Raw genomic sequence first — 24,981 nt, forward strand, 5'->3', positions numbered from 1 at the left:
GCCTTCAGAATTCGCCGCCGTCCACGCCTCGGTCCACCATCTCTTCAACACGGAACGCTGCCTCACTTCCAGATCGAATTTCAAGCGAAACCGCGCCGCCGCCCTCGCCGAGTGGCGCGGTCTCTGCGCGGCATAAGGGGCAGCCTTCCTGCCCTTCGTGAGACGGGTTCGAGTTGGTCTGACAGCACCGCCCAGATCGTTTCGATGTCGACCCAACCCACCACACACTGGGGCTAAACAGTCAGACCGAAACGCCCGCCATCAGCTCCGACCGCTCGACCTTGCCTTTCTCGCCGGACAGCGTAACCGCTCCGCGCCGCAACACCACGAAACGGTCGGCCAGATCGAAGGCGAAGTCAAAATACTGCTCCACCAGCACTATCGCCATATCGCCGCGGTCGCGCAGCGTTGCTATGACCCGGCCGATCTGCTGGATGATGTTGGGCTGGATACCCTCGGTCGGCTCGTCGAGCAACAGAAGCTTGGGCCGCATGATCAGGGCACGGGCGATGGCAAGTTGCTGTTGCTGTCCGCCGGACAGGTCGCCTCCGCGCCGGGTGCGCATGTCGTGAAGCACCGGAAACAGATCGAATATGTGATCGGGGATGACCCGTTCGGTTGACGGCAGACAGTTCATCCCGGTCTCGAGGTTTTCCTGTACGCTGAGCAACGGAAAGATCTCTCGACCCTGAGGCACATAGCCCACGCCCAAGCGCGCCAGAATGTTGGCAGGCAAAATCCCAAGGGCCCGACCGTCCAGTGATACCTCGCCGCCCGACCGCGGATGACGGCCGGATATCGCCTTCATCAGGCTGGTCTTGCCGACACCGTTGGTGCCCATGACACAGGTGACCTTGCCGGTGTCGGCCTGCAGCGACACATCGTGCAGGATCTGCGAATGGCCATAATGCAGGGTCAGGTTGTTGACGGTCAGCATGGTTCAGCGCCCCAGATAGACGTCGATGACGTCGGCATTGCGAGTGACATGATCGAGACTGCCCTCGGCCAGCACCGCGCCTTCATGCAGTACTGTGACCCGGCAATTCAGGCGGCGCACGAACTCCATGTCGTGCTCGACCACCACAACCGCGCGGGTCTTCGCAGCATCGACCAGAATACTGGTGGTATGTTCGCGTTCCTCGGGTGTCATGCCCGCGGCGGGCTCATCGACCAGCAACAGCCGCGGCTCCTGCGCCAGTAACATGCCGATCTCCAACCACTGCTTCTGACCGTGGCTCAATTCGCCCGCCTTCCTGGCCAGGGCCGACTCCAGCCCGATTTCAGTGGAAAGTTCAGCGACACGGTCGAGGTCGGCCGTGGTGGGGCGAAACAGTAGTACCGCGAGCGGCCCCCGCGGTTTTCTTAACGCCAGCAGCAGGTTGTCGGCAACGGTCTGATCCTCGAACACTGTCGGTTTCTGGAACTTGCGCCCGATTCCAACGCGGGCGATCTGCGCCTCGCTCATGCCCACCAGCGACATGCTGCGGTCGCCCCAGACAACCCTGCCTTCGTCCGGTCTGGTCTTGCCGGTCACAATGTCCATGAAGGTCGTCTTGCCGGCGCCGTTAGGCCCGATGATGGCGCGCAACTCGGCCTCAGCGATCTGGAACGACAGGTTATTGATGGCGCGGAACCCGTCGAAGCTGACCGAGACGCCGGAGATTTCCAGCAGCGCGCTCACTGACTAGCCTCCTTTTCGCGGAGCGACCCCAGGTCGGGTCCTAGATCGGCACCGTGTCGGTTCGGGCTGCGCCGCTCGACCCAGAGATCCACCAACCCGCCGAGCCCCTTGGGCGCGAACAAGGTGACCGCAACAAAGGACAGACCCAAAAGCACCAGCCACCAGTCGACCCATTGAACCGTATAGATGCCAAGCGGAATGTCCGGCGCTTTCCCGCCGGTGAACCAACTGGATACCAGGCTGACGAAAACCGCGCCCAGCACCGCGCCATAAAGCCGTCCGCGTCCGCCGATGGCGACCCAGGCAGCAAGATAGATCGAAGTGATGGGCGCGACCTCGGCCGGATTGATGATCCCGGCCTGCGGGTAGTAGAGCGCGCCGGCAATGCCGGCGATGCACGCGGTCAGAGTAAAAACAGTCAGCTTGTAGGTCTCGACCGAATAGCCGAGGAACCGCACCCGCGCCTCGTTGTCGCGGATGCCGCGGATGACCGATCCGAACTTTCCCGCCACGATCCACGCCGACAGAAGGTAGCCAAGGCCCAGTGCAAGGGCCGAAGCCCAGAGGAACCACATCGAGACGTGACTTTGCGGTTGCTCGACACCCGGCAGGTTCTGCAAACCCGACAGGCCGTTGTTGCCACGTAGCCCGCTGTCGTTCTGGAAAAGGTACAGCGCCAGCGCCAGCGTCATGGCCTGGGTCAGGATCGACAGGTAGACGTCATTGACCCGGCTGCGAAACGCCAGCCAGCCGAAGATCAGCGCCAGCGTTCCCGGCACCACGACCACCAGTGCCAGTTGCAGGGTCAGAGAGTCGGCGAAACTCCAGATCAGGGGAAATTCGTTCGACCCGACCACGCCGAATATCTGGGTGCCGATGCCATCGACGATCTCTTGCTCAGTAGGTGGAATCGGTGCCTCTGCCAGCGCGCCGACGACGATGTCGCGGGTGCGCTCGTACATCAGCCACATGCCGATCATGTAGCCGCCGAGACCGAAGAAGGCAAAGTGGCCGAGGCTGAGGATGCCGCAGTAACCCCAGACCAGGTCCATTGCGACGGCGACCAGCGCCAGGCACAGGGTCTTGCCCAGCACCTTGACATAGGACGTGGAGATCAAGCCGATGCCGAAGGCTTCCGACAGGACTGTCACGCCGAGCGTGAACAGCGCCAGCAGCGCCAGGAAGATCAGGACAGAGGGATTACGGGTGATGAAACTTCTTTGCATCGGTCTAGTCCCCTGCCGCCCGGCCTCTGAGCGCGACGATGCCGCGCGGGCGAAACTGGATGAAGATGATGATGAAGACGATCATGAATGTCTGCGCGGCAAGCGTATTCGACGGGTTGAACCACTCGATCCCCTTTTGCATGAAGCCGATCATTGTCGCCCCCGCCAGCGCGCCCCAGATGTTGCCGACGCCGCCCACGACCACGGTCATGAAGCTTTGCACGATGTAGTCGCTGCCAAGCTCTGATGTGACCTTGGCGAAAAGCCCGATGGCGACGCCGGCGACCCCGGCGATGCCACTGCCAAGCCCGAAGGTCAGCATGTTCACCCGGCCGGGGTTGATCCCCATGCTGGCCGCCATGCCCGGGTTCTGGGTCACAGCGCGGGTTTCCAACCCCAGCCGCGTGCGCCGCATGATGAACAGGAAAACACCGAGGAAGAACAGCGCCAGAACAAAGATCGCGATCCGGATATAGCTGATAGCCACGACGTCGTTCAGCACCCACGCGCCATCCAGCCAGCTTGGCGCCGTCAGCGGCCGGGCCTGCGTGCCAAAGATGTTCTTGGCCAGTTGCTGCAAGGCAATGGAGATGCCGAAGGTCGCCAGCAAGGATTCTAGCGGACGGTTGTAGAGCCAGCGGATCACAAGCCGTTCCATCGCCACGCCGGCGGCAAATGTCACGGTGAAGGCCAATGGGATCGCCACGATGATGGAGGCAGTGTGGTTCGGCACCCATTGCTGCACGACATAGCCGGTATAGGCGCCCATCATGATGAACTCGCCATGTGCCATGTTGATGACGCGCATGACGCCGAAGGTGATTGCCAGCCCGATGGCGGCGAGAAAATATATCGAAGCCAGCGACAGCGCGTCGAGTGTCAGGTCCACCGCCTGGCCGATGCCAACCCTCGTGGAAATGCTCTCCAAGGCCATTGCCGCAGCGTCGGTGACGGCTCGTGACGGCTCGGCGTAGACCTCGGCGAAAATGTAATCGGACAGGTAGCTTTCGATCTCGTCTTCGGTCGTGGCGGCCTCTGTCAGGCCCTGTTCCACGAGCGTCGCGAACGCCTGTCGCCGCGCCGGATCGGTGTCCAATTTGGCGACGGGGATGCCGCCGACCCGTCCACCGTCGATATTCTCGGCCAGAATATTGCGCATGTCATCGTGCGAGATCAGCGCCGGTGCCTTGCTCTGTTCAACCAGCAGGTCGTATGCGACCGTGACCGGCAGCGTGTCGCTGCCCGGTTCGAGGCGGGAGAGAACGTTCATTGCTTCAGGGATTTCACCGTCAAAGACTTGAAGCCGTGCCTGCAGGATCGGGTTCAAGGTGGCGCGCACATCCAGGCCGGTATCGCCTGCCATTTCCTCCATTGCGGCGATGCGCGCCGCCGGATCGGTGTCGTAGCCCATGGTCAGCAGGCGTTCCAGCCGTTGCTTTCTGGCCAGCAGCGCCGGATCGGTCTCGCCGGCGATGGATGCGCGCAGCGCCTCTAGCGCCGCGCCGTTCGGGTCGCGCTCCAGCGAGACCAGCGCGTCGCGCCGTTTCGTCGGATCGGGGTCGGAAAGCTGGAACTTGACCAGCGCCACGCCGATCAGGGCGCGTACGCCGCTGTTGGGTTTCAGTTGCCTGAGGTCACCCTTGGCAAACTCGCCAACCGGCAACCCGCTGTCAAAATCAGTCAGCCTGTAGGTCTTTGCGTCGAGCTTTTCGCCGTGAAAGAACAGCCCATCTGCCTTGCGCTGCCACATTTCCTTGGCCTGCCACGCCTGCAGCACGTCCTGCACCTGCGGCAGCCCGCTGGCGACCACAGCGTCGATCACCGGCCCGATCGTCTGGCGAGAGCTTTTCACCATGAGGTCTGCATTGTCCTGCAGAACCGCCTGCATCGGCGTATCCTGGGCCTGCACCCGGCACACGGCGGCAAGCAGCAACAGGGCGGCCAGAAGTATACGCATCATTTGGCTGGTGTCTCCGATAGAGGGGTGGCGCAATACTGCGCCACCCAACCTTGGTCGTTGCCGGATCAGTAGTTCGACAGGGTCTGAACGCAGCTTTCGGTCTCGATGTTGTACATTCCACAATCGAGGCCCTGCCAATCCGACTTCAGCACCGCGGATTCCGGCAGGTAGTCGGTCCAGGCGTCGCCCGGAACTTCCTCGGTCTGACTGATGATGTCGAACTGGCCGTCGTCAAGGATCTCGCCGATCAGGACCGGCTTGGCCAGGTGATGGTTGGGCAACATCACTGCCGTGCCGCCCGTCAGGTTGGGAAATTCAAGTCCGTACATCGCGTCGCGGACGGCATCGACCTCGGTACTGCCGGCGGCGTCGGCGGCATTCACCCACATGTTGAAGCCGATATAGTGTGCTTCCATCGGGTCATTGGTCACGCGGGCCTCATCACCGATGAACGCGTGCCAGGCGGCGATGAATTCCTCGTTCTCGGGCGTGTCGGCCGACATGAAGTAGTTCCACGCTGCCAGGTGACCGACGAGGTTCGAGGTGTCGAGTCCCGAAAGCTCTTCTTCGCCGACCGAGAAGGCCACGACCGGAATATCGTCAGCCGAAACACCCGCTGCCGCCAGTTCCTTGTAAAAGCCGATGTTGGCGTCACCGTTGATGGTCGAGATTACGCCGACCTTCTTGCCGTCGGCGCCCAGCGCCACGACGTCGCTGACGATCTTGGACCAGTCGGAATGACCGAACGGCGTGTAGTTGACGAAGATGTCGCTGTCGCCGATGCCCTTGTCCTTGAGATACGCCTCGAGAATGTTGTTCGTGGTGCGCGGATAGACATAGTCGGTGCCGAGCAGCGCGAATTTCTCCACTCCCAGTTCTTCCAGGAAGTAGTCGGTTGCCGGGATCGCCTGCTGGTTCGGGGCAGCGCCGGTATAGAAGACGTTCCTGGACGATTCCTCACCTTCGTACTGCACCGGGTAGAAAAGCAGCCCATTCAGTTCCTCGATCACCGGCAGCACCGATTTCCGCGACACGCTGGTCCAGTTGCCGAAGATCACGTCGACCTCGTGCACGGTCAGCAACTCGCGTGCCTTCTCCGCAAACAGCGGCCAGTCGCTGGCCGGGTCGACAACGACGGCTTCCAGTTCGCAGCCCAGCACGCCACCCTTGGCGTTCTGCTGCTCGATCAGCATCAGCATCGTGTCCTTCAGCGTGGTCTCGGATATCGCCATCGTGCCGGACAGCGAATGCAGGACCCCGACCTTGATCGGACAATCGGCGGCAAGCGCACCGGCGGATTGCAGCGCCAACGCAGTGGTTGTGGCCAGCATGGTGTTGAGGAATTTCATATAGCGTCTCCGTGCGGGGAAACCGGCGGCGGAATCGCTTGCAAGAAGCAGGCAAACTCCATACCGATTTCCCGGCAAACAATGTGTTGCACCTGTGTGGCGACCGGCTCGAGCTCCAATTCGTCCGGGCGTCACACACCCACTTTCGGTGTGTTCGTGGCAGCAGGTGGCCTAGCGGTTCTGCAATGCGGCACGATTGGCAATCCTGCCACCGCGGGATTTCGAGGCATTTAACCCAAGAGCCTACTTTTCAGGCGGTGCGGACCCTGTCGATGAAATTTTGTGCAAAATTCGATGGGAGGCCAGGCAGACGTGTGATCTGGACTGGTTGTCCGGGGACAAACTGCGGATAAGCCGGGGAGGCAACACAGCCACCCCCGGAGGCCACTATCAACCTGTCGACCGCCATATCACCCCTGATGCGTCCGCAGCAGCCACGCGCGCACGGTCGCGTTTCGCTGTCGGTGAAGCGGTCGGACAACGTGGCCGCGTTGGACAGGTTGCACATGTCGGGCTCGCTCAGGTGTCTCTTTCCACGCAGGAATGGCTCTGGGATCGAGGCTGTTCTGCTGAACACTGCGGGCGGAATCACCGGAGGTGACCGGTTCGAGATCGCGGCAGAGGCCGCCCCGGACACCATCCTGGCAATGACCACCCAGGCTGCGGAGCGTGCTTATCGCGCACAGCCCGGAGAAACCGGACACCTGACAACGCGGCTTCGTGTCGGCGCCCGGGGTTGCCTGCACTGGTTGCCACAAGAAACCATTCTGTTCGACGGCTCGGCGCTGCGGCGGAGTTTGCGTGTCGACCTCGCGCCCGGCGCCAGCCTGTTGCTGGCCGAGCCACTGATTTTCGGACGCGCTGCCATGGGCGAGGTTCTGCACAACGTCCAATTCCACGATTGCGTCGACATACGCCGCGAAGGCCGCCCGTTGTTCCTTGACCGCACCGCGTTGGACGGCGATGTCGCCGCGCACTTCGCGCGCCCGCATGTCGCCAACGGCGCAGGCGCGATGGCCCTGATCGTCTATATCGCCGCAGATGCCGATGTGCGGCTGGAGGGCCTGCGCGCGCTGCTGCCGAAAACCGCTGGGGCAAGCCTGATCGGTGCCGACGTGCTGATTGCGCGCTGCCTCGCCGCAGACGGTTTCGCCCTGCGTCGAACACTTGTTCCGGCGTTGAGGTTCCTCGCGGGATCCGGATTGCCGAAATGTTGGATGCTGTAGAATGAACCTGACCCCCCGTGAAAAAGACAAGCTTCTGGTCGCTATGGCCGCCGAGGTGGCACGCAAACGGCTGGCGCGCGGCGTAAAGCTGAACCACCCCGAAGCGATTGCCCTGATCACCGACGCGGTTGTCGAAGGCGCGCGCGATGGCCGCTCGGTCGCCGAGATGATGGAGGCCGGGGCCCAGGTGATCAGCCGCGATCAATGTATGTCCGGCGTCCCCGAAATGATCCACGAGGTGCAAGCCGAGGCGACCTTTCCCGACGGCACCAAACTTGTCACCGTTCACAATCCGATCCGCTAAGGAGCCTGCCCATGCGATCCGTTTCCACCTTTGCCGCCCTGATGACCGCCACCCCGGCGCTGGCCCACACTGCGCCGCTGCCCCATGCCCATGCCGAATGGGCGCTGCCTGTCGGCCTGGCTCTGATCGCCCTTGCCGGAGCCGCAGCGGCCATCGTGGCCCGAGGGCGCAGATGATCCCCGGAGAATTGTTCCCCGCGCCCGGCGATCTGGTCTTGAACGGCGATCGCACCGCGATCACGCTCATGGTCGCCAATACCGGCGACCGGCCCGTGCAGGTCGGCAGCCACTACCATTTCGCCGAAGCCAACGCCGCGCTCGACTTTGACCGCGCCGCCGCGCGTGGACACCGTCTGGACATCGCCGCCGGCACCGCCGTGCGCTTTGAACCCGGCCAGCGCCGCGAAGTTGCGTTGATCCCAGTAAGCGGCGCACGCCGGATTTTTGGGTTCAATCAGTCCGTCATGGGAGCGCTGTAATGCCCGCAACCATGTCCCGGCGCGATTATGCCGCGATGTTCGGTCCCACCACGGGGGACAAACTGCGCCTTGCCGATACCGACCTGATCATTGAAGTCGAGCGAGACCTGACAGCGGAACTGGCGGGCGCGGCGACATCCGGGGGCAGCGGCCAAAACCCGCAGCTTTACGGAGAAGAGGTCAAGTTCGGTGGCGGCAAGGTGATCCGCGACGGCATGGGGCAGAGCCAGGCAACACGCGCCGAGGGCGCCGTCGACACCGTGATCACCAACGCGCTGATCGTCGACCATTCGGGCATCTACAAGGCCGATGTCGGGTTGAAGGACGGCCGCATCCACAAGATCGGCAAGGCGGGAAACCCCGACACTCAGCCCGGCGTCGACATCGTCATCGGCCCCGGCACAGAGGCGATCGCCTGCGAGGGGCGCATCCTCACAGCCGGCGGCTTTGACAGCCACATCCATTTCATCTGCCCGCAGCAAATCGAGGATGCGTTGCATTCGGGCCTGACCACCATGCTCGGCGGGGGCACTGGCCCGGCGCATGGCACGCTGGCCACCACCTGCACGCCCGGACCATGGCACATCGCGCGGATGCTGCAGGCGGCTGACGCCTTTCCGATGAACCTCGCCTTTGCCGGCAAGGGCAATGCGAGCTTGCCTGCGGCGCTGGAAGAACAGGTGCTGGGCGGGGCCTGCGCGCTGAAACTGCACGAGGATTGGGGCACCACGCCGGGTGCGATTGATTGCTGCCTGTCGGTGGCCGATGCGATGGACGTGCAGGTGATGATCCACACCGACACGCTCAACGAATCCGGCTTTGTGGAGAACACAGTCAAGGCGATGAAGGGCCGGACCATCCACGCCTTTCACACCGAGGGGGCTGGCGGCGGCCACGCCCCCGACATCATCAAGATCTGCGGCGAGGACCACGTGCTGCCGTCCTCGACCAATCCGACCCGGCCGTTCACCGTGAACACGCTGGAAGAGCATCTCGACATGCTGATGGTCTGCCACCACCTCGACAAGTCGATCCCCGAGGACATAGCTTTTGCGGAATCGCGGATCCGGCGCGAGACCATCGCCGCCGAGGACATCCTGCACGACATGGGCGCCTTTTCGATCATCGCCAGCGACAGCCAGGCCATGGGTCGGGTTGGAGAGGTGCTGATCCGTACCTGGCAGACCGCCGACAAGATGAAGAAACAGCGCGGACGGCTGGCCGAAGAGCATGGCGACAACGACAACTTTCGCGTTCGTCGTTACATCGCGAAATACACGATCAACCCGGCCATCGCGCACGGCATTGCCGGCGAGATCGGCAGCATCGCGGAGGGCAAGCGCGCCGACCTGGTGATGTGGAACCCGGCGTTCTTCGGCGTGAAGCCCGAGATGGTCCTGCTGGGCGGCACCGTCGCTTGCGCTCAGATGGGCGACCCCAACGCCTCGATCCCGACGCCGCAGCCGGTCTATTCACGCCCAATGTTCGGTGCTTTCGGACGGTCGGTTGAACAGTCGGCCGTCACCTTTGTGTCAGAGGCCGCGCAGACCGAGGGGGTGGGCAAGGCCCTTGGGCTGGCCAAGCGAACACTGGCGGTTAAGAACACCCGCGGGATCGGCAAGCGCGACCTCATCCTCAACGACGCGACACCGGAGATCGAAGTAGACCCCGAAACCTACGAGGTTCGCGCCGACGGTGAACTCTTGACGTGTCAACCTGCCGAAGTGCTGCCGATGGCACAGAGGTATTTTCTGTTCTGATGGAGGTCTAGATGGAGTTACCGGTATGCCGCGCAATCAGGCAGGTTCACCATGCTGCGGAAAGCATCACACTGACCTATGACGACCGGTTCCTGCGCCGCAAAGTGCTGCGGACGGATGCGGGCGAGCGCTTTCTTGTTGACCTTGATCAGACCACTTCACTGAACGAGGGCGATGCCTTCGAACTGGAGGACGGGCGCAGCGTTCGGGTGAAACCCGCCACCGAAGAGTTGCTGGAAGTTACCGGCGCTGACCTTGTTCGTCTTGCTTGGCACATCGGCAACCGCCACACGCCGTGCCAGATCGAGCAGTACCGCCTACTCATCCAGCGCGACAGGGTCCTGCGCGACATGCTGGAAAAACTCGGTGCGAACCTGCGCGAGGTGGTCGAATCCTTCACGCCCGAGGGCGGGGCCTACGGACACGGACGCACCCATGGCCACGCCCACTGACGCACAACTCCTGACGCTGGCGCAATGGCTCTCTCCGGCCTTTCCGGTCGGTGCGTTCGCTTACAGCCACGGGCTGGAGGCTGCCGTCGATCTTGGTTCTGTCTGCGATGCCGACAGTGTCGAAGCGTGGCTGACCGATGTTCTCGATTTCGGCGCCGGGCGGTCTGATGCGCTGTTTCTGGCGGCTTCGTACCGCGCGGTGGACGCGGTGGAACTGGCGGACATCAATGCCGTTGCCCGCGCCTTTGCGGCCTCAGCAGAGCGGCTGCTCGAGTCACACGCGCAAGGCGCGGCATTCTGCAAGCTGACTGATGGCATCTGGGACACACACCTGGGCACGCTGCAATACCCCGTGGCATTGGGCGCTGCCGCTCGGTGCGAGGGCTTGCCCCTGGCCTTGACATCGAAGATGTACCTGCAGGCCTTCGCCTCGAACCTGATCGCAGCCGCACAACGGCTGATGCCACTTGGCCAGACCGTAGGGCAGGCAATCCTGCGGCGGCTCGCCGGACGTTGCAGCGTTATCGCAGAGACAACCCTGGACGGCGAGCTGACTCAGCTGAGCAGCACGGCCTTCCTGTCGGACATAGCCGCGATGAAACACGAAACCCAGAGTTCGAGGATATTTCGCACATGACCCGCATGAACGGCCCATTGCGTATCGGCATCGGCGGACCGGTGGGCGCCGGCAAGACGACATTGACCGCCGCCATATGCCGTGCCCTGCGCGATGGGCACTCTATCGGCGTTGTCACCAACGACATTTATACCCAAGAGGATGCCGAGGCGCTGGTGCGCATGCAGGCGCTGGCCTCTGACCGGATCATCGGCGTCGAGACCGGCGGTTGCCCGCATACCGCAATCCGCGAGGATGCCTCGATCAACCTTGCTGCGGTGGCCGAGATGGTCGTGCGGCATCCCGACACCGAGATAGTGTTGATCGAGAGCGGAGGCGACAACCTGTCCGCGACCTTCAGCCCGGAACTGGCCGATCTGACGATCTACGTGATCGACGTGGCAGCCGGTGAAGAGATCCCGCGAAAGGGCGGCCCGGCGATCACGCGTTCAGATATCCTGGTGATCAACAAGACAGATCTGGCCCCCCATGTCGGTGCAAGCCTGGAAGTCATGCGCCGCGATGCGACCCGGATGCGCGGCACGAGACCGGTCATATTCACGTCACTGCGCGAGCAAGTGGATATGGCGAAAATCCTGCAGTGTATCGAAGATATTGGCGGCATCGAATTGGTTCGAACGATACCGGAACAGTCTTGAGACACGGCGTCCGGCATACAACGATCCAAGACCACCCGGAAAGAACACGAAGACGCCCACCAGGTTGGGCGCGGTCCCGCCGAAACCCGCCAGTACGACCTCTCAATGAAATTCCGAAAGAAGGTCAAATGCTCTTCGCCCACCTCAAACGCATTCTCGGCCCCGGCCGACAGCGATTGCGCGGCCCACGCGGCGCGAACGACGGATTCCTCCTCGCCGCTACCGCCCGAAACCTTTGAAACTGGCCAATATCTTTCCTGCACCGCAGAAAATGCACACAGCTTGATCAGAAAGGTGTTTGCGCGCTCCTCAGGCTGTCGCTTTCTGCGAAAGCAACACGCTGTTTTCCAACAGAACAGGCCCTTGGCGGACGTTCGGCGGTTGCAGAGCAAAAGCCAAAAAACCGGGCGAAATTCCATTTTTTTCGGGAACATCCCCCCACTGGAAGGTCGTTTACCTTGTGACGACACAAGGAGCTCACGATGGCCTACACCCGTTTTTTCCTGATGATCGCGACCTCTACGCTACTGATGTTTGGGTTGATGTACCTGAATACCTTCCTCGTCAGTCACGTATTCTGGTCCGAAACGCGGGCTTTCATGGCCTTGATCATGGGCGCAGTCATGGCCTTCGTGATGCTGGCCTTCATGCTGGGCATGTATAAGAACCGTTCCCTGAATATCGCCATTTTCGCAGGGTCCATCCTCGTTTTTGCCGGGGCGCTATGGATCGTGCGCAGCCAGGTCACCGTGCAGGACCGCTCCTATATGCGCGCGATGATCCCGCACCATTCGATTGCGATCATGACGTCTTCCCGGGCGAACCTGACCGATCCGCGCGTACAGGAACTGGCCGACAGCATCGCCTATGCGCAGGACAAGGAAATCGCTGAAATGCGTTATCTCATTGCCGACATCGGGGCGAACGGCAAAGCGCAGCCGAAGGCCGCAACACCCGCGCCGGACCTTGCGGATGCGAAGAATGCACTCGCCACAGAGGTCGTGGCAGCGGTCGATCCTGAGTTTCTGACCGAGGCCGATATCGAAAAGGTCTTTCCGGATGGCGGGGTCTGCCGCTTCACCTACACCGAAACCAGCCCGCCGGTGCTGGTCAGCCGTGACGATGCCGCCTTGATCCGGATCAGCGGCGACCTTGTTCGCCTTGAGGCGGATGGCGATGGATTTGCAGCGGCGCCGATCTCCGCACAGCTGCGCCAGACGGATGATGTCGGATTGCATGACCTGATCATCAGCGCCGGACCTGACTACGAGGCCGGGTTCCGTGGCCAGCTAAACTGTATCCAGTGAGGAGTCTCCTATGCCCGAGAATACGAAAAAGGTTGCCGCGCTCTATCGCATGGTCATGACCGAACACACCTGTCCCTATGGTCTGAAATCCAAAGACCTGCTGGAGCGGAACGGCTACGATGTCGAAGATCACCACCTGAAGAGCCGCGAGGAGACAGAGGCCTTCATGCAAGAGCATGACGTCGCAACGACGCCGCAGACATTCATTGAAGGCGAGCGCATCGGCGGTCATGACGATCTGCGCATATTCCTCGGGATCGACCTGCCCAAGGACGAGCAGAGTGACACCTCCTACCGGCCCGTGGTGGCGATCTTCTCGGTATGTGCAATGCTGGCCATGGGGCTGGCCTGGCATCAATATGGAACGGTGCTGACCTGGCAGAGCGTCGCGTGGTTCATCTCGCTGTCCATGACGGTGCTGGCAATCCAGAAGTTGCAAGACGTCGAGCAGTTCTCGACCATGTTCCTGAACTACGACCTGCTGGCCAAACACTGGGTGCCCTATGGCAAGGTCTACCCCTATGGTGAGGCTTTGGCGGGTATCCTGATGACTGCGGGCATCTTGCCGTGGATCTCGGCTCCGGTTGCCCTGTTCATCGGCACCGTCGGTGCGGTGAGTGTGTTCAAGGCGGTCTACATCGACAACCGCGAACTGAAATGCGCCTGCGTTGGCGGTGAGTCAAATGTGCCCCTTGGCTTCATCTCGTTGACCGAGAACCTGATGATGATGCTCATGGGGTTCTGGATGGGGTTTCGCGCGCTCGGGGTATGACCCGGTTCGATCAGCCTCAGGAGCGATGTCAGAGGAACCTGGCTTGAGCCTGACTGATCCACCCCTACCCTGCCCGCATGACAAAACGCGACCCTTTCAAATACTTCAAAACCAGTCGAGAGATCATCCACCTGGCGGTGATGATGTATGTTCGGTTCCCGCTCTCGCTTCGCAATGTCGAGGACCTGGCTCGCACGAACGCGGCATCGATGTCAGCCACGAAGCTGTGCGGTTTTGGTGTCACCGGTTCGGGCCGTTTTTTGCCGCCGAGATCCGAAAGCGCCGCGTCGAGGGGATGCGGTCGAGCCGCTGGCGATGGCACCTCGATGAGATGTTCGTGAAAATCAACGGAGAGACCCACTATCTGTGGCACGCGGTCGATCACGAGGGCGAGGTGCTCGAAAGCTTCGTGACAAAGACGCGCGACAAGAAGGCCGCGTTGAAATTCATAAGGAAATCGCTAAAGCGCCACGGCCCCGCCGACGAGATCGTGACGGACAAGCTGCGCTCGTATGGCGCCGCGCTACGCGAACTCGGCGCGGCCGACCGGCAAACGACCGGTCGCAGGAAAAACAACCGCGCAGAGAATTCGCACCTGCCTTTTCGAAGGCGGGAGCGGGCGATGCTGCACTTCAGGCGAATGCGAAGTTTACAGAAATTCGCTGCCGTCCACGCCTCGGTCCTGAACCGCGCCGGGTTTGCCGGAGGCTGATTGATCTTAGTTACGCGGCCATGTCTGAACTTTCCAGAGCCGCGTAGTAGTTTGCTTCAGCCTCTGCTGGCGGAATGCTTCCGATGGGTTCCAGCGGGCGGCGGTTGTTGAACCAGTCGACCCATTCGAGTGTTGCGTATTCCACGGCATCGAAACTGCGCCATGGCCCACGCCGGTGGATGACCTCGGCTTTGAACAGTCCGTTGATCGTCTCGGCCAGGGCATTGTCGTAGCTGTCGCCCACGCTGCCGACGGAGGGTTCTATCCCAGCCTCGGCCAGGCGCTCGGTGTAGCGAATGGACAGGTATTGCGATCCGCGATCCGAATGATGGACCAGGCCTGATCCAGGTTGTCGCTGATGAACGGCCTGTTCGAGGGCGTCGAGAACAAACCCGGCATGGGCCGTTCGACTGACTCGCCATCCCACAATGCGTCGCGCAAAGGCATCGATGACGAAGGCTACGTGAACGAAGCCCTGCCAGGTGGCGACATAGGTGAAATCGCTGACCCACAGCATGTTCGGCGCCGGGGCCTTGAACTGACGGTTCACCTTATCCAGCGGGCATGGCTGAGACTTGTCCGGAATGGTCGTTCTGTGTTTCTTGCCACGAATGATGCCTTCGATCCCAATGTCCTTCATCAGCCGCGCCACCGTGCAGCGGGCGACATCAAAGCCTTCACGGCGCATCTGGTGCCAGACCTTGCGCACCCCATAGACCTTGAAGTTCTGCTTCCAGACGCGTTCGATCTCGGGCTTCAAGGCCATATCCCGCTTCGCCCGATCCGACATCAGATCGGGGTTCGCCCGCTTGGCCATGTGATCGTAGAGTATGGACGGGGCAATCGGCAGATGCTTGCAGATCGGCTCGACCCCGATGGCGTCACGATGTTCTTCAATGAAGGTGATCATGTCCTGGATCGGCGGTCGAGCTCCGCCTGAGCAAAATACGCCGAAGCCTTCCGCAGGATCTCGTTGGCTTGCTTCAGTTCGCGGTTCTCGCGCTCCAAAGCCTTCAGCTTCTCGGCCATCTCGGTCGTGATGCCGCCGCGATCACCGCGATCCACCTCGGCCTTCTTGACACACTCGTTCAGCGTCTGCGGCGCGCAACCGATCTTCGCAGAAATCGACAGGATCGCCGACCAGCGGCTCTCATGCTGCCCGGGATTGTCCAAAACCAAGCGAACGGCACGCTCGCGCACTTCGGGGGAATACTTGTTCGTCGTCTTGCTCATGATGCTCCATCCTACTCAGGAGTTGGAGCCTCCGGCAAACCCGGCGCGGTTCAACCCCTCGACCGGCCTTGTCAAAAGAACTCAGCCTGAGGCCGGCGGAGCCGCCCCTACCCTGCCGGCATGGCAAGACACGACGCGCACTCCAAAACCGGATGGCATGAGCCGGCCAACCCTGGGATAGTCAGTCGGTGTCGGCGGCGGGCAGTTGGAAATCCGGCAGGCTGTGCAGGGCATCCTTCAGCGCATCGCCCCAGCCTTGCGCGATCTTCTGAAAGTAGGGATCGTCCAGTTCGATCCGGCCGCGCGGGCCCTCTTCGAACGTGTCCGTTTCATATAGATGATAGTCAAAGGGCGCACCGACGGTCAGGTTTGATTTCACGGTCGAATCGAAGCTGACGAGCAGCAGCTTCATCGCCGTTTCGAAGCTCATAGAGGGGGCGAAGGCGCGGACCAGGATAGGACGGCCGTACTTGGTTTCGCCGATCTGAAAGAACGGGGTGTCCCGGCTGGCCTCGATGAAGTTGCCCTCGGGATAGATCAGGAACAGGCGCGGCGGCCCGCCGGCGATCTGGCCCCCAAGGATAAGCGTCGCCCCAAAGGTGCTGTCGGCTTGCTGGCCCTCGGCGCTATGGCGGGCGATCACCTCGCACAGGGTTTCGGCCACAAGGCTGGCGGCCTGGAACATGGAGGGCACGCCCAGCAGGGTCGAGGTGCGTTCCTCGTGCGACTTGGTGCGTTCATCCAGCAGGCTGACAACAGCCTGGGTCGTGGCAAGGTTGCCCGAGGAAAGCAGGGTAAGGGCTCGCTCTCCGGCGGCTTCCCAGGTGGACATCTTGCAAAAGGTCGAAATGTTGTCGAGCCCGGCATTGGTGCGGGTGTCGGACATGAAGACCAACCCGCGATCGAGCATCATTCCCACGCAATACGTCATTCCGACCTCACTGCTGCGCCACGTCGATCGCGACCTCCAGCATCTCGCCAGCGCCGCCGATCCTGGTACCAGCTACCGGAGAGGCGTCGGAATAGTCCAGCCCTGTCGCAACACGCACATAGCGCGTATCGGGCGAAATGCCGTTTGACACGTCGTAACCGACCCAGCCCAACCCGTCGATATGGGCCTCGGCCCAGGCATGCATGGCGTCTTGCGTGGTGCGGTCGTCAAGCATGAGATACCCCGACACATAGCGCGCCGGGATGCCCATGTGCCGCGCACAGGCGATGAAGATATGGGTGTGGTCCTGGCAGACCCCGCGCCCGGCGGCGATGGCATCCTCGGCGCTCCAGCGGGGGTGGGAGACGCCGACCTCGTAGGTCACGACCTCGCGGATGCGGGCCGATAACGCGTGGACCCACTCCAGCGGGCTGTCGGCGCTGACCGAGCACACCAGTTCGCGCACGCCCGCGCGTATCCCGGTGCGTTCGGTCTCCCTCCTATAGAGCCACAGGGGCGCCGGGCCGAGATGCCGCCCCACGATGCCCTGGGTGTCGGTCAGCACAACATGCCCGTCCGAAATGACTTCGAGCTCGGTCGTGTTGCGCGCAAAGCTGATCAACTCGGTCGTGTTGTTGTGGTGGTCCTCGAAGGTCAGTTCCTTCTTGCCGCCGATGATGCGCGTGCTCCAGTCCAGTACGGTCTGCTGATGCGTGCTCTTGGGGGTCTTGCGCACCTGTTGCAGCGCATAGGTCACCGGCGTCTCGAAGCGGTAGCGCGTGCTGTGGTGGATTTTTAATTTCATGGGGTCACTCATGGAACCGGAAATCGATTTCGATCTGCCGGGCAAGTTCGGCCAACTCGCCCAGAACCGCCTGGACGAACTCGTGCAGGCCATAGTCAAAGATCGTCGCGACGTCACCAGACAGGTATTTTTCCTGCAGGTGTCGCACCTTGTCCTGTGCAATCGATGGTTCGGACCGGCTGGCGTTCAGATTGGCCAGGTTGCCTTCGAGTTCGTGAGCGCAAAAGGCCAGACTGCGGGGCATGCATCTGTCCAGGATGAGGAAATGCACAATGTCCGCCGGGCCGCCGCCGGCCCCGTATTGCATGCGAAAGCCGCCGCTGGCCGAGACAGAGCGCAGGATGCTATCCCAGTGCACGTTGTCGATCGGGGTGCCCACCGCGCTGACCGAGGGCAGCAGAACATAGTATTTCACGTCGATGATGCGCGCGGTATAATCGGCCCGTTCCAGAAACGTGCCGATACGCGGGAAATCGTAGATCTCGTTGCGCATCATCGTGCCGTTGATCATCCCCCTGACCAGCGCGGTATTCTGGCGGATCGCGCGCAGCACGGCCGGAAGATCGCGTTCGGCCACCTTGCGTGCAAGCATGTCCGTCGTGCGCATGTACGTGGCGTTGACCGCCTCCCATACCTCGCCGGTGATGGCGGTGCGCACGAGGCGGGCATTTTGCCGCGCTGACTCGATGCTTGATCGGATCGAAGAGGTATTGTCGCGATTGCGCAGCATCCAGTCCAGCGCGCCTTCCTTGGTGATGCTTTCGTTGTCCGCCTTGAACGCGGCATAAACCCCCGCCGATTTCAGGACTGATGCCCATTCTTCGTCACTGTGCCCCAGCCGCGTCAGGGCGATCCGCTGTCCGGTCTCGATCAGGCGCGCGGTATTTTCGGCACGCTCGAGATAGCGCGCCATCCAGAACAGGCCGTTAGCTGTCTTGCCAAGCATCGCGCTAGGTCTCCAGAACCCAGGTGTCTTTGGTGCCGCCGCCCTGGGACGAATTCACCACCAATGACCCCTTCTTTAGCGCCACCCGCGTCAGACCGCCGGGCGTGACATGGATCTTGCCGGGACTGACCAGGACAAAGGGTCTGAGGTCGACATGGCGGGGGGCAAGCCCCGAGCGCGAAAAGACCGGCACGGTCGACAGGCTAAGCGTGGGCTGGGCGATGTAGTTGCCCGGCCGCGCCTTGAGCTTGCGGCGAAAGGCGGCGATCTCTTTCTTGGTCGCCGTGGGGCCGATCAGCATGCCGTAACCGCCCGAGCCGTGAACCTCCTTGACGACCAGCTCTTCGAGGTTGTCGAGCACATAGGCCAGCGCGTCGGGTTCTGAGCACCGCCAGGTCTGCACATTCTGCAGCAGCGGGCGTTCGCCGGTGTAGAATTCCACGATCTCGGGCATATAGCTGTAGATCGCCTTGTCGTCGGCGATGCCGGTGCCCGGGGCATTGGCAATGGTGATGCCGCCCGCGCGGTAGACATCCATGATGCCCGGCACGCCCAGCATGCTGTCGGGGTTGAAGTTGAGCGGATCGAGAAATTCGTCGTCCACCCGGCGATACAGCACATCGATCGGTTTGTACCCGCAGATCGTGCGCATGGCGACGCGGCCGTCGATAATGCGCAGGTCGTGCCCCTCGACCAGTTCCACGCCCATCTGATCGGCCAGGAAGGCGTGCTCGAAATAGGCCGAGTTGTAGATGCCCGGCGTCAGCACCGCGACCACCTGGTCGTCGGTCGCGCCCGTGGGCGCGCTTGCCGCCAGCGAGCGGCGCAGATCGACCGGATAGTTCTGAACCGGCTGCACGCGGTTACACGAAAACAGCTCGGGAAACATCTGCAGCATGGTTTCGCGGTTTTCCAGCATGTAGCTGACGCCCGAGGGGGTGCGCGCGTTGTCCTCCAGCACAAAGAACTCGCCCGGGCCGGTGCAGACCAGGTCAATGCCGACGATATGGGTATAGACGCCCCCCGGCGGCGTCACCCCGATCATGTGCGGCAAAAAGGCGTCGTTGCGGCTGATCATCTCTTCGGGGATGCGCCCGGCCTTCACGATTTCCTGCTTGTGGTAGATGTCATGCAGAAAGGCGTTGATCGCACGCACGCGCTGCTCGATCCCTCTGGTCAGGCGCAACCACTCGGTGCCAGAAATGATCCGTGGAATGATGTCGAAGGGGATCAGACGTTCCTCGGCCTCGGACTTGCCGTAGACGTTGAAGGTTATGCCCGTCAGGCGAAACAGCTCTTCGGCCTCGCGCTGTTTCGCCCTCAACCTTGCGGGGTTTTCCAGGTCCAGCCACTCGCAAAAGCCGCGATAGGGTTCGCGCAGGCTTTCGTCCGTACCCCACATCTCGTCGAAATTGTCGGCTGTCGTCATCATCCTCACCCAATGAGCGATAGAAAGGGAAGCGTGGAACCGGGGATGAATCGAGCCCTCCAACAATCTTGCTGACGCCCCGGGAACCGACTGCCCATCAAAGCGGCGCTTTCTTCATACTAGCCCAAAAAACGGGCTGTGTGTGGAATATGCGGCTCAAGGCCGACGGCGATGCCAGTCCCAGCCGTGATTTCGGCCAGCCGGATGCCGGATTTGTTGGGGCGGGAGGCCGCTTTCGAGGGCTGGCCGAAACAGTGACACTGCGAGGGCAGTCTCAATTATACCGGCTTGAGACGGGGTTGGCACCACCCTATCCCGCCTGAATGGCTTTGTTGCGCAAATGGGGTGAGGGGCAGACTTCCCCTTTCCCCTGACGGATTCATTCTACAGACTTTTTGACGAGTAAGCTGGCGTTGCAAGCCGAGCTTGCCTGTAAGGCCAGCGACCTCAGGGTCAAGCCATGCATTGTCGTGCGACCGACATCTGCCATGCGCAGAGCGGCACTTTGAGACGGACAGTATTGTTTCGATTTATGCCCGTTGGCGCGTCGCCAAGGGGACTGTCGCCAAGTCCTCGCCAAACAGCTGCCCGACGCTAATGCCGGATGCGCCCTTGCCATCGCGAGTAAAAAACAGCGCGTCGAGCCCGCGTTCCCTTGCCAGTGCCGCGCCCTTGTCACGTTCGAGCACCATGAGCGCCGTCGCCCATGCGTCGGCCTCGGCGCAGCTGCGGGCGACAACGGTGACGGAGGCGGGAGAGGCAGCCAGCGGCGCGCCTCGTTGCGGGTCCATGGTGTGTGACTGGCGCCTGCCCTGCACCTCGACCCAGTGACGGTAATCGCCCGAGGTCGCCACGGCAGCGTCCTGCAGGGTGAGGATGGAGTGCGGCGCGCGGCGCTCTGGGTCCGGCGCCTCGACCGCAATGCTCCCGAGCTGGGAAACGAAACGGGTCGACACATCGGCGCGTGCCGCGAGTTTTTCCTGCGTCAAACCAGTGCGTGCGCGCTCCTTCGACAGCGCCATAGCGAAAGCTGCCACGGACGTGTCAAGGCGATGCGGTTTGCACTCCAATAGGGCCCGCCCCGCCATTCGCGAATGGGCAAACCCAACCCTTTCGTTATTTCCGAACCAGCCCTGAGGTCATCCGTCTGGCGGTGATGATGTAAATCAGATTTCCGCTCTCGCTGCGCAATGTTGAGGACCTGCTCCACGAGCACGGCATCGATGTCAGCCATAAATCCGTTCGGTTTTGGTGGATGCGGGTCGATCCCCTATTTGCCTCCGAGATCCGCAAGACCAGGGTCCAGCGGTTGCGCACCTACTCAAACTGGCAATGGCATCTTGACGAGGTCTTCGTGAAGATCAACGGCGAGACGCACTACATGTGGCGGGCCGTCGACCACGAGGGTGAGGTGCTCGAGGCCTTGGTCACCAAGCGCCGCGATCGCAGGGCAGCGTTGAAATTCCTCAGAAAATTGATGAAACGCTACGGTCGGCCAGAGCAGATCGTCACCGACAGGCTGCGCTCTTACGTCGCCGCCATGAAGGAGATCGGAAATGCCGATCGACAAGAAACCGGCCGCTGGCTGAACAATCGGGCGGAGAGCTCGCACTTGCCGTTCCGAAGGCGAGAGCGGACGATGCCCCGCTTCAGGCGCATGCGAAACCTGCAGAAGTTCGCCGCCGCCCTCGCCGAGTGGCGCGGTCTTTGCGCCGAACAAGGGCCTGCCGCCTCCGTTGTGGCGATCACGAGATCAGCCCGATCACATCCCCTTTGCGCACGATGTCATCAGCCTGTCTACTGATCTTCAAAACGCCATCAACCGGCGCTGTCACCTCATACTGCGACTTCTCGACCATGATTTCGGCGATCAGCGCCCCTTCGCGTACGGTTGCGCCGTCACTTGCCAGCCAGTTGGTAATGACGGCTTCCATGTCGTCGTCCTCCAACAGATCCTGTGGTATCTTCACCTCGGTTGCCATCCGTTCGCTCCTTCACTTGGCTGCGATCTGCTACATCTTGCGATAGGCCGCGACGATCTTGTCGGGATTGGGCAGGCAGAACTGCTCCATTTGTTTCGCATAAGGGATCGGCACATCCGGAAAGGTGACACGCGCCGGTGACGCTTTCAGCTTCGAGATGTCGTGCTCGGTCACTGTGGCGATGATCTCGCCCGACACACCGTAGCTGTGGTAATCCTCATCGACCACGATCAGACGGCCGGTCTTGGCGACCGAATTGATCACTGTCTCGCGATCCAGCGGGACCAGCGACACCAGATCGATGACTTCGGCGCTGACACCATCTTCGGCCAGGATGTCGGCGGCTTTCAGCGCATTATGAACCCCCATGGCAAGGCCGACCAGCGTTACGTCAGTGCCCGCGCGAACCACTTTGGCCTTGCCGATCTCGACGGTGTAATCTTCTTCGGGCGTGTTGACTGTCGCGCCGGCTTCGGTGCCCAGCCAGCCCATGCCCTGCAACTGCTTGTGGAACATGTAGACCACCGGGTTGTCATCGCGGATCGCCGCGGTCATCAGACCCTTGGCGTCATATGCGTTCGAGGGGGAAACAACCTTCATGCCGGGAAGATGGGCAAACGTCCCGTAAAGGCACTGCGAATGCTGGCCTGCATCCGAATAACCGCCCCCGGTCGAGGTCATCAGAACCATCGGGACTGACGCGTTGCCACCCGAGAAATAGGTGTTCTTGGCCATCTGATTATAGATCGCATCAAAGCAGACGCCAAAGAAGTCGACGAACATCAACTCAACAACCGGTCGCATCCCGTCCATCGCCGCGCCCACCGCAGCGCTGATGAAGCCGGTTTCGGAAATCGGAGTATCGCGCACGCGTTCTTTTCCGAATTCCTCGAACAGGCCGCGAGTATTGCCGAAGATGCCGCCGAAACCGGCGATATCCTCGCCCATCACAAAGACGGTCGGGTCGCGTTGCATTTCCTGCTGCATCGCCTCGGCCATCGCGCGCGCGATGGTCAGGCGGCGTTCGTTGGTTGGTTGGTCAAGCATGGAACAGATCCTTTCATACCACCCGCCGGTGGAGGTCGGAAAATCAGACGAAAACTGCGGTCAGCGCATCGGTCTGCGGCGCATACGCGCTGTCGCGCGCAAAGGTTATCGCCTCGGCGACACGGGCCTCGGCGCGCTTTTCCAGCGCGTCCAGATCTTTGACGGCATGGCCATCAGAGATCAGGCGATCGCGCATTTTGGGGATCGGATCCTTGGCAAACAGCGCATCCTTCTCGCCCTCGGGGCGATACTGCTCGGCGTCACCCATGAAGTGCCCCGCCAACCGGTAGGTTTCGATCTCGATCAGCGTTGGCCCCTCGCCTTTGCGGGCGCGCTCGATCGCCTGACCTGCGACATCGAAGATCGCATGAGGGTCGTTGCCGGGAATGTAGTGCCCGGGCATACCATAGCCCGCTGCGCGCACGTCATTGCGGGCCACGGCCGTAGCCTCGGATTTGGGAACCGAAATACCCCAGGAATTATCCTCGATCACGAAAACCACCGGAAGCTTCCAGACCCCGGCAAGATTGAGCGCTTCGTGAAATGCACCCTGGTTCGCGGCGCCCTCGCCCAGGAATGCAACCGCGACCCCCGGTTTGTTTTGAAGCTTGCGCGACAGAGCAGCCCCGCAAGCAGGGCCGCAGCTTTCACCGATGATGCCCGAACATGAAAAATTCACCGCCGGGTCGATCAGGTGCATGTGTCCACCCCGTCCACCAGACAGGCCGGTCGATTTGCCGAAAATCTCGGCGGCCATCTTTTTCAGATCCACGCCCTTGGCGATCGCCTGATGGTGTGGGCGGTGGGTTGCGGTCACAATGTCGTCGGCATCCAGATGCGCACATACACCCACAGCAACCGGCTCTTGCCCGTTCGACAAGTGCATCTCGCCAGGGATCGGCTCGTTCGCCATGTTGAACGCAGGCGTCTTGCCTTCAAGATAAACCTTCTCGATCGCTTCTTCAAAGCGTCGGCTGACCACCATGTTTTCGTACATCCACAGTGACTGTTCTTTCGTCGGTTGCATGGCAGCACTCCCTCTTGTTCGGTTCGCGCGCGGGCACACGAACCATTTGATATTATGCCACATCTCACCTTCTGCATTGACGCAGATCAACGGGCGACCAGTCACGCCGCCCATTGCCAGGCGTCCTGCTACAAGGCGTATTGCTCGCGCGCGAATTTGCCGATTCCGGCGGCATCGAGCGCGGACAGGGGTGCAAGGAACGTCACCTGGATCACTCCCGGTGCGCGCCCGATCTCGATTGCGCCGTTGATGGTGGCACGGTTGCGCACCTCTGGGACGGTCATGCCAAGCAGGTCGGCGGCGCGGGTCAGACCGTTGTCGATCGCCTGGTTCAGCGTCGGGCCGGTGCCGATGACCGAGATCGGCGCCGACTCTTCCAGCTTTTCGATGTTCCATTCGCGGGCCAGCACCGCAGCCTTTGCCTTTTCATCGGCATCGAACGGTCGGGCCATTGGCGGCAAGTCCTCGAGCCGGGGAAACAGAACCGGACCCGCAAGTGTGCGGCCCTTGACCACCTCGACCTGAAGCGTGACGCTGCCGGCCACGTCCATCGTGTGCCCCGCGATCTCTCCATCGCCCTGTCCGGCGTGCATGTCACCGATATAGACCCCCGCACCCGGCACCTTGACCGGTGTCAGCAGGATGGCGCCGTCGCGGACCGCGTCGATGTCCATGTGGCCATCGGTTCGATGCTCGTCCAACTGCTCGGCCGTTACCGCGTATTGGTGCGGGGCGCCGATCAGGGCCGCGCCAAAATCACCGGCATTGTGCGAATCCGGCAACGGCATCGACGGGGTCGTGCCCAGTTGCCCCAGAAACGGCCGCATCCGGACCATCACTGCCGGCATGTCCGACGGCGCATAGACGAGGATGGGATGCTGAACCGAATGGTCGGGCAGCGCTGCATAGTGTTCGGCATTATGCGCAATCTTATCGGCCGCGTCCCTGGGCACCCAACTTCAACAGTTAAACGCGTAAGTGATTGATATTATTGATGCGGGATATCTGCTTTTGCCACAACCGGGCCGTTTCAGGAGGGTGTTTTCAGGCTCAGTGCATCGAAGAGTTCCAATTGCTCC

The 24,981-nt window shown here is 61.7% G+C and carries 24 protein-coding genes, 5 pseudogenes and 1 other annotated feature; of the genes and pseudogenes, 14 read left to right on the forward strand and 15 right to left on the reverse strand.

Annotated features, from left to right (window positions below):
• A pseudogene (locus DL899_RS19945) lies at positions 1 to 136 on the forward strand (IS6 family transposase); the annotation flags it as partial.
• Between the two features lie 105 nt (positions 137 to 241).
• Here DL899_RS19945 and urtE read toward each other — a convergent pair.
• From urtE to urtA, 5 genes are all read right to left on the reverse strand, one after another.
• Positions 242 to 937 (reverse strand): urea ABC transporter ATP-binding subunit UrtE, encoded by a 696-nt coding sequence (gene urtE, locus DL899_RS17290; RefSeq protein ID WP_111735601.1) that lies wholly within the window; start codon positions 935 to 937, stop codon positions 242 to 244.
• Positions 938 to 940: 3 nt separating this feature from the next.
• The gene (gene urtD, locus DL899_RS17295; RefSeq protein WP_111735602.1) at positions 941 to 1,681 is read right to left on the reverse strand and encodes an urea ABC transporter ATP-binding protein UrtD; all 741 of its coding nucleotides are present in this window, start codon (positions 1,679 to 1,681) and stop codon (positions 941 to 943) included.
• Positions 1,678 to 2,907 (reverse strand): urea ABC transporter permease subunit UrtC, encoded by a 1,230-nt coding sequence (gene urtC / locus DL899_RS17300; RefSeq protein WP_111735603.1) that lies wholly within the window; start codon positions 2,905 to 2,907, stop codon positions 1,678 to 1,680. Before urtC ends, urtD begins: the two co-directional genes overlap by 4 nt.
• A gap of 4 nt (positions 2,908 to 2,911) precedes the next feature.
• Entirely contained in the window at positions 2,912 to 4,867 is a 1,956-nt protein-coding gene (urtB, locus tag DL899_RS17305) for an urea ABC transporter permease subunit UrtB (RefSeq protein ID WP_111735604.1), read from the reverse strand.
• A 65-nt stretch (positions 4,868 to 4,932) separates the two neighbouring features.
• A complete protein-coding gene (urtA, locus tag DL899_RS17310; protein ID WP_111735605.1) occupies positions 4,933 to 6,216 on the reverse strand; it encodes an urea ABC transporter substrate-binding protein in 1,284 nt (427 codons plus the stop codon).
• A 506-nt stretch (positions 6,217 to 6,722) separates the two neighbouring features.
• Between urtA and DL899_RS17315 the strand changes: the two genes are divergently transcribed.
• From DL899_RS17315 to DL899_RS17365, 12 genes and pseudogenes are all read left to right on the forward strand, one after another.
• Positions 6,723 to 7,442, forward strand: coding sequence for an urease accessory protein UreD (locus DL899_RS17315; RefSeq protein ID WP_239494749.1), 720 nt, complete (start codon positions 6,723 to 6,725; stop codon positions 7,440 to 7,442).
• 1 nt (position 7,443) lies between these two features.
• Positions 7,444 to 7,746, forward strand: coding sequence for an urease subunit gamma (locus tag DL899_RS17320; protein ID WP_111735607.1), 303 nt, complete (start codon positions 7,444 to 7,446; stop codon positions 7,744 to 7,746).
• Between the two features lie 11 nt (positions 7,747 to 7,757).
• Entirely contained in the window at positions 7,758 to 7,922 is a 165-nt protein-coding gene (locus DL899_RS19490; RefSeq protein WP_162685628.1) for a hypothetical protein, read from the forward strand.
• A complete protein-coding gene (locus DL899_RS17325) occupies positions 7,919 to 8,224 on the forward strand; it encodes an urease subunit beta (protein ID WP_111735608.1) in 306 nt (101 codons plus the stop codon). Before DL899_RS19490 ends, DL899_RS17325 begins: the two co-directional genes overlap by 4 nt.
• Positions 8,224 to 9,984, forward strand: a complete 1,761-nt coding sequence (ureC, locus tag DL899_RS17330; RefSeq protein WP_111735609.1) for an urease subunit alpha — start codon at positions 8,224 to 8,226, stop codon at positions 9,982 to 9,984. The genes DL899_RS17325 and ureC overlap by 1 nt, the downstream gene beginning before the upstream one ends.
• An 11-nt stretch (positions 9,985 to 9,995) precedes the next feature.
• Positions 9,996 to 10,436, forward strand: a complete 441-nt coding sequence (locus DL899_RS17335) for an urease accessory protein UreE (protein ID WP_111735610.1) — start codon at positions 9,996 to 9,998, stop codon at positions 10,434 to 10,436.
• A complete protein-coding gene (locus DL899_RS17340) occupies positions 10,420 to 11,073 on the forward strand; it encodes an urease accessory protein UreF (RefSeq protein ID WP_111735611.1) in 654 nt (217 codons plus the stop codon). The genes DL899_RS17335 and DL899_RS17340 overlap by 17 nt, the downstream gene beginning before the upstream one ends.
• A complete protein-coding gene (gene ureG / locus DL899_RS17345; protein WP_111735612.1) occupies positions 11,070 to 11,711 on the forward strand; it encodes an urease accessory protein UreG in 642 nt (213 codons plus the stop codon). The genes DL899_RS17340 and ureG overlap by 4 nt, the downstream gene beginning before the upstream one ends.
• A 27-nt stretch (positions 11,712 to 11,738) precedes the next feature.
• Positions 11,739 to 11,997, forward strand: a pseudogene (locus DL899_RS17350) (IS5/IS1182 family transposase); the annotation flags it as partial.
• Positions 11,998 to 12,193: 196 nt separating this feature from the next.
• Positions 12,194 to 13,018: a DUF305 domain-containing protein gene (locus DL899_RS17355; RefSeq protein WP_204355347.1), complete on the forward strand. Its 825-nt coding sequence runs from the start codon at positions 12,194 to 12,196 to the stop codon at positions 13,016 to 13,018.
• Positions 13,019 to 13,028: 10 nt separating this feature from the next.
• Positions 13,029 to 13,790 (forward strand): MauE/DoxX family redox-associated membrane protein, encoded by a 762-nt coding sequence (locus tag DL899_RS17360; protein WP_204355348.1) that lies wholly within the window; start codon positions 13,029 to 13,031, stop codon positions 13,788 to 13,790.
• Between the two features lie 77 nt (positions 13,791 to 13,867).
• Positions 13,868 to 14,478, forward strand: a pseudogene (locus DL899_RS17365) (IS6 family transposase); the annotation flags it as partial.
• A 34-nt stretch (positions 14,479 to 14,512) separates the two neighbouring features.
• Here the strand turns inward: DL899_RS17365 and DL899_RS17370 are convergent.
• The 6 genes and pseudogenes from DL899_RS17370 to DL899_RS17395 form a co-directional block, all read right to left on the reverse strand.
• A protein-coding gene (locus DL899_RS17370; RefSeq protein ID WP_111735613.1) for an IS3 family transposase occupies positions 14,513 to 15,735 on the reverse strand; the annotation gives its coding sequence in 2 pieces (ribosomal slippage) (positions 14,513 to 15,447 and positions 15,447 to 15,735; 1,224 coding nt in all).
• Positions 15,338 to 15,454: a sequence feature (AL1L pseudoknot), on the reverse strand. (Overlaps the previous gene by 117 nt.)
• 181 nt (positions 15,736 to 15,916) lie before the next feature.
• Complete coding sequence (locus DL899_RS17375) at positions 15,917 to 16,648, reverse strand: proteasome-type protease (protein WP_239494750.1); 732 nt, start codon at positions 16,646 to 16,648, stop codon at positions 15,917 to 15,919.
• Positions 16,649 to 16,673: 25 nt separating this feature from the next.
• On the reverse strand, positions 16,674 to 17,471 hold the full coding sequence (locus DL899_RS17380; protein WP_111735615.1) for a transglutaminase family protein: 798 nt from the start codon (positions 17,469 to 17,471) through the stop codon (positions 16,674 to 16,676).
• Between the two features lie 4 nt (positions 17,472 to 17,475).
• Positions 17,476 to 18,417: an alpha-E domain-containing protein gene (locus tag DL899_RS17385; RefSeq protein ID WP_111735616.1), complete on the reverse strand. Its 942-nt coding sequence runs from the start codon at positions 18,415 to 18,417 to the stop codon at positions 17,476 to 17,478.
• Between the two features lie 4 nt (positions 18,418 to 18,421).
• A complete protein-coding gene (locus DL899_RS17390) occupies positions 18,422 to 19,846 on the reverse strand; it encodes a circularly permuted type 2 ATP-grasp protein (protein ID WP_111735623.1) in 1,425 nt (474 codons plus the stop codon).
• 530 nt (positions 19,847 to 20,376) lie between these two features.
• Positions 20,377 to 20,772: pseudogene (locus DL899_RS17395) on the reverse strand (FAD:protein FMN transferase); the annotation flags it as partial.
• A 143-nt stretch (positions 20,773 to 20,915) separates the two neighbouring features.
• Here DL899_RS17395 and DL899_RS17400 point away from each other — a divergent pair.
• A pseudogene (locus DL899_RS17400) lies at positions 20,916 to 21,650 on the forward strand (IS6 family transposase).
• Here the strand turns inward: DL899_RS17400 and DL899_RS17405 are convergent.
• Genes DL899_RS17405 through DL899_RS17420 form a run of 4 tightly spaced genes read right to left on the reverse strand, consistent with a single transcriptional unit; the run spans position 21,592 to position 24,855 of the window.
• Positions 21,592 to 21,828 carry a biotin/lipoyl-containing protein gene (locus DL899_RS17405; RefSeq protein WP_111735617.1) on the reverse strand — a complete coding sequence of 79 codons (237 nt, stop codon included), beginning with the start codon at positions 21,826 to 21,828 and terminating at the stop codon, positions 21,592 to 21,594. The pseudogene DL899_RS17400 and the gene DL899_RS17405 overlap by 59 nt on opposite strands.
• Positions 21,829 to 21,858: 30 nt before the next feature.
• Positions 21,859 to 22,875, reverse strand: coding sequence for an alpha-ketoacid dehydrogenase subunit beta (locus DL899_RS17410; RefSeq protein WP_111735618.1), 1,017 nt, complete (start codon positions 22,873 to 22,875; stop codon positions 21,859 to 21,861).
• A 43-nt stretch (positions 22,876 to 22,918) separates the two neighbouring features.
• Positions 22,919 to 24,016: a thiamine pyrophosphate-dependent dehydrogenase E1 component subunit alpha gene (locus tag DL899_RS17415; protein WP_239494751.1), complete on the reverse strand. Its 1,098-nt coding sequence runs from the start codon at positions 24,014 to 24,016 to the stop codon at positions 22,919 to 22,921.
• A gap of 14 nt (positions 24,017 to 24,030) precedes the next feature.
• The gene (locus tag DL899_RS17420) at positions 24,031 to 24,855 is read right to left on the reverse strand and encodes an acetamidase/formamidase family protein (RefSeq protein ID WP_111735620.1); all 825 of its coding nucleotides are present in this window, start codon (positions 24,853 to 24,855) and stop codon (positions 24,031 to 24,033) included.
• Positions 24,856 to 24,981: the final 126 nt, after the last annotated feature.

The organism is Roseovarius amoyensis, from assembly GCF_003260265.1.
Taxonomy (GTDB): Bacteria; Pseudomonadota; Alphaproteobacteria; order Rhodobacterales; family Rhodobacteraceae; genus Roseovarius; species Roseovarius amoyensis.

Coding starts and splice junctions, on each gene's coding strand:
- urtE (WP_111735601.1), bottom strand. CDS start 937: ATGCTGACCGTCAACAACCTGACCCTGCATTATGGCCATTCGCAGATC.
- urtC (WP_111735603.1), bottom strand. CDS start 2,907: ATGCAAAGAAGTTTCATCACCCGTAATCCCTCTGTCCTGATCTTCCTG.
- urtB (WP_111735604.1), bottom strand. CDS start 4,867: ATGATGCGTATACTTCTGGCCGCCCTGTTGCTGCTTGCCGCCGTGTGC.
- urtA (WP_111735605.1), bottom strand. CDS start 6,216: ATGAAATTCCTCAACACCATGCTGGCCACAACCACTGCGTTGGCGCTG.
- DL899_RS17315 (WP_239494749.1), top strand. CDS start 6,723: ATGTCGGGCTCGCTCAGGTGTCTCTTTCCACGCAGGAATGGCTCTGGG.
- DL899_RS17320 (WP_111735607.1), top strand. CDS start 7,444: ATGAACCTGACCCCCCGTGAAAAAGACAAGCTTCTGGTCGCTATGGCC.
- DL899_RS19490 (WP_162685628.1), top strand. CDS start 7,758: ATGCGATCCGTTTCCACCTTTGCCGCCCTGATGACCGCCACCCCGGCG.
- DL899_RS17325 (WP_111735608.1), top strand. CDS start 7,919: ATGATCCCCGGAGAATTGTTCCCCGCGCCCGGCGATCTGGTCTTGAAC.
- ureC (WP_111735609.1), top strand. CDS start 8,224: ATGCCCGCAACCATGTCCCGGCGCGATTATGCCGCGATGTTCGGTCCC.
- DL899_RS17335 (WP_111735610.1), top strand. CDS start 9,996: ATGGAGTTACCGGTATGCCGCGCAATCAGGCAGGTTCACCATGCTGCG.
- DL899_RS17340 (WP_111735611.1), top strand. CDS start 10,420: ATGGCCACGCCCACTGACGCACAACTCCTGACGCTGGCGCAATGGCTC.
- ureG (WP_111735612.1), top strand. CDS start 11,070: ATGACCCGCATGAACGGCCCATTGCGTATCGGCATCGGCGGACCGGTG.
- DL899_RS17355 (WP_204355347.1), top strand. CDS start 12,194: ATGGCCTACACCCGTTTTTTCCTGATGATCGCGACCTCTACGCTACTG.
- DL899_RS17360 (WP_204355348.1), top strand. CDS start 13,029: ATGCCCGAGAATACGAAAAAGGTTGCCGCGCTCTATCGCATGGTCATG.
- DL899_RS17375 (WP_239494750.1), bottom strand. CDS start 16,648: ATGATGCTCGATCGCGGGTTGGTCTTCATGTCCGACACCCGCACCAAT.
- DL899_RS17380 (WP_111735615.1), bottom strand. CDS start 17,471: ATGAAATTAAAAATCCACCACAGCACGCGCTACCGCTTCGAGACGCCG.
- DL899_RS17385 (WP_111735616.1), bottom strand. CDS start 18,417: ATGCTTGGCAAGACAGCTAACGGCCTGTTCTGGATGGCGCGCTATCTC.
- DL899_RS17390 (WP_111735623.1), bottom strand. CDS start 19,846: ATGACGACAGCCGACAATTTCGACGAGATGTGGGGTACGGACGAAAGC.
- DL899_RS17405 (WP_111735617.1), bottom strand. CDS start 21,828: ATGGCAACCGAGGTGAAGATACCACAGGATCTGTTGGAGGACGACGAC.
- DL899_RS17410 (WP_111735618.1), bottom strand. CDS start 22,875: ATGCTTGACCAACCAACCAACGAACGCCGCCTGACCATCGCGCGCGCG.
- DL899_RS17415 (WP_239494751.1), bottom strand. CDS start 24,016: ATGGGCGGCGTGACTGGTCGCCCGTTGATCTGCGTCAATGCAGAAGGT.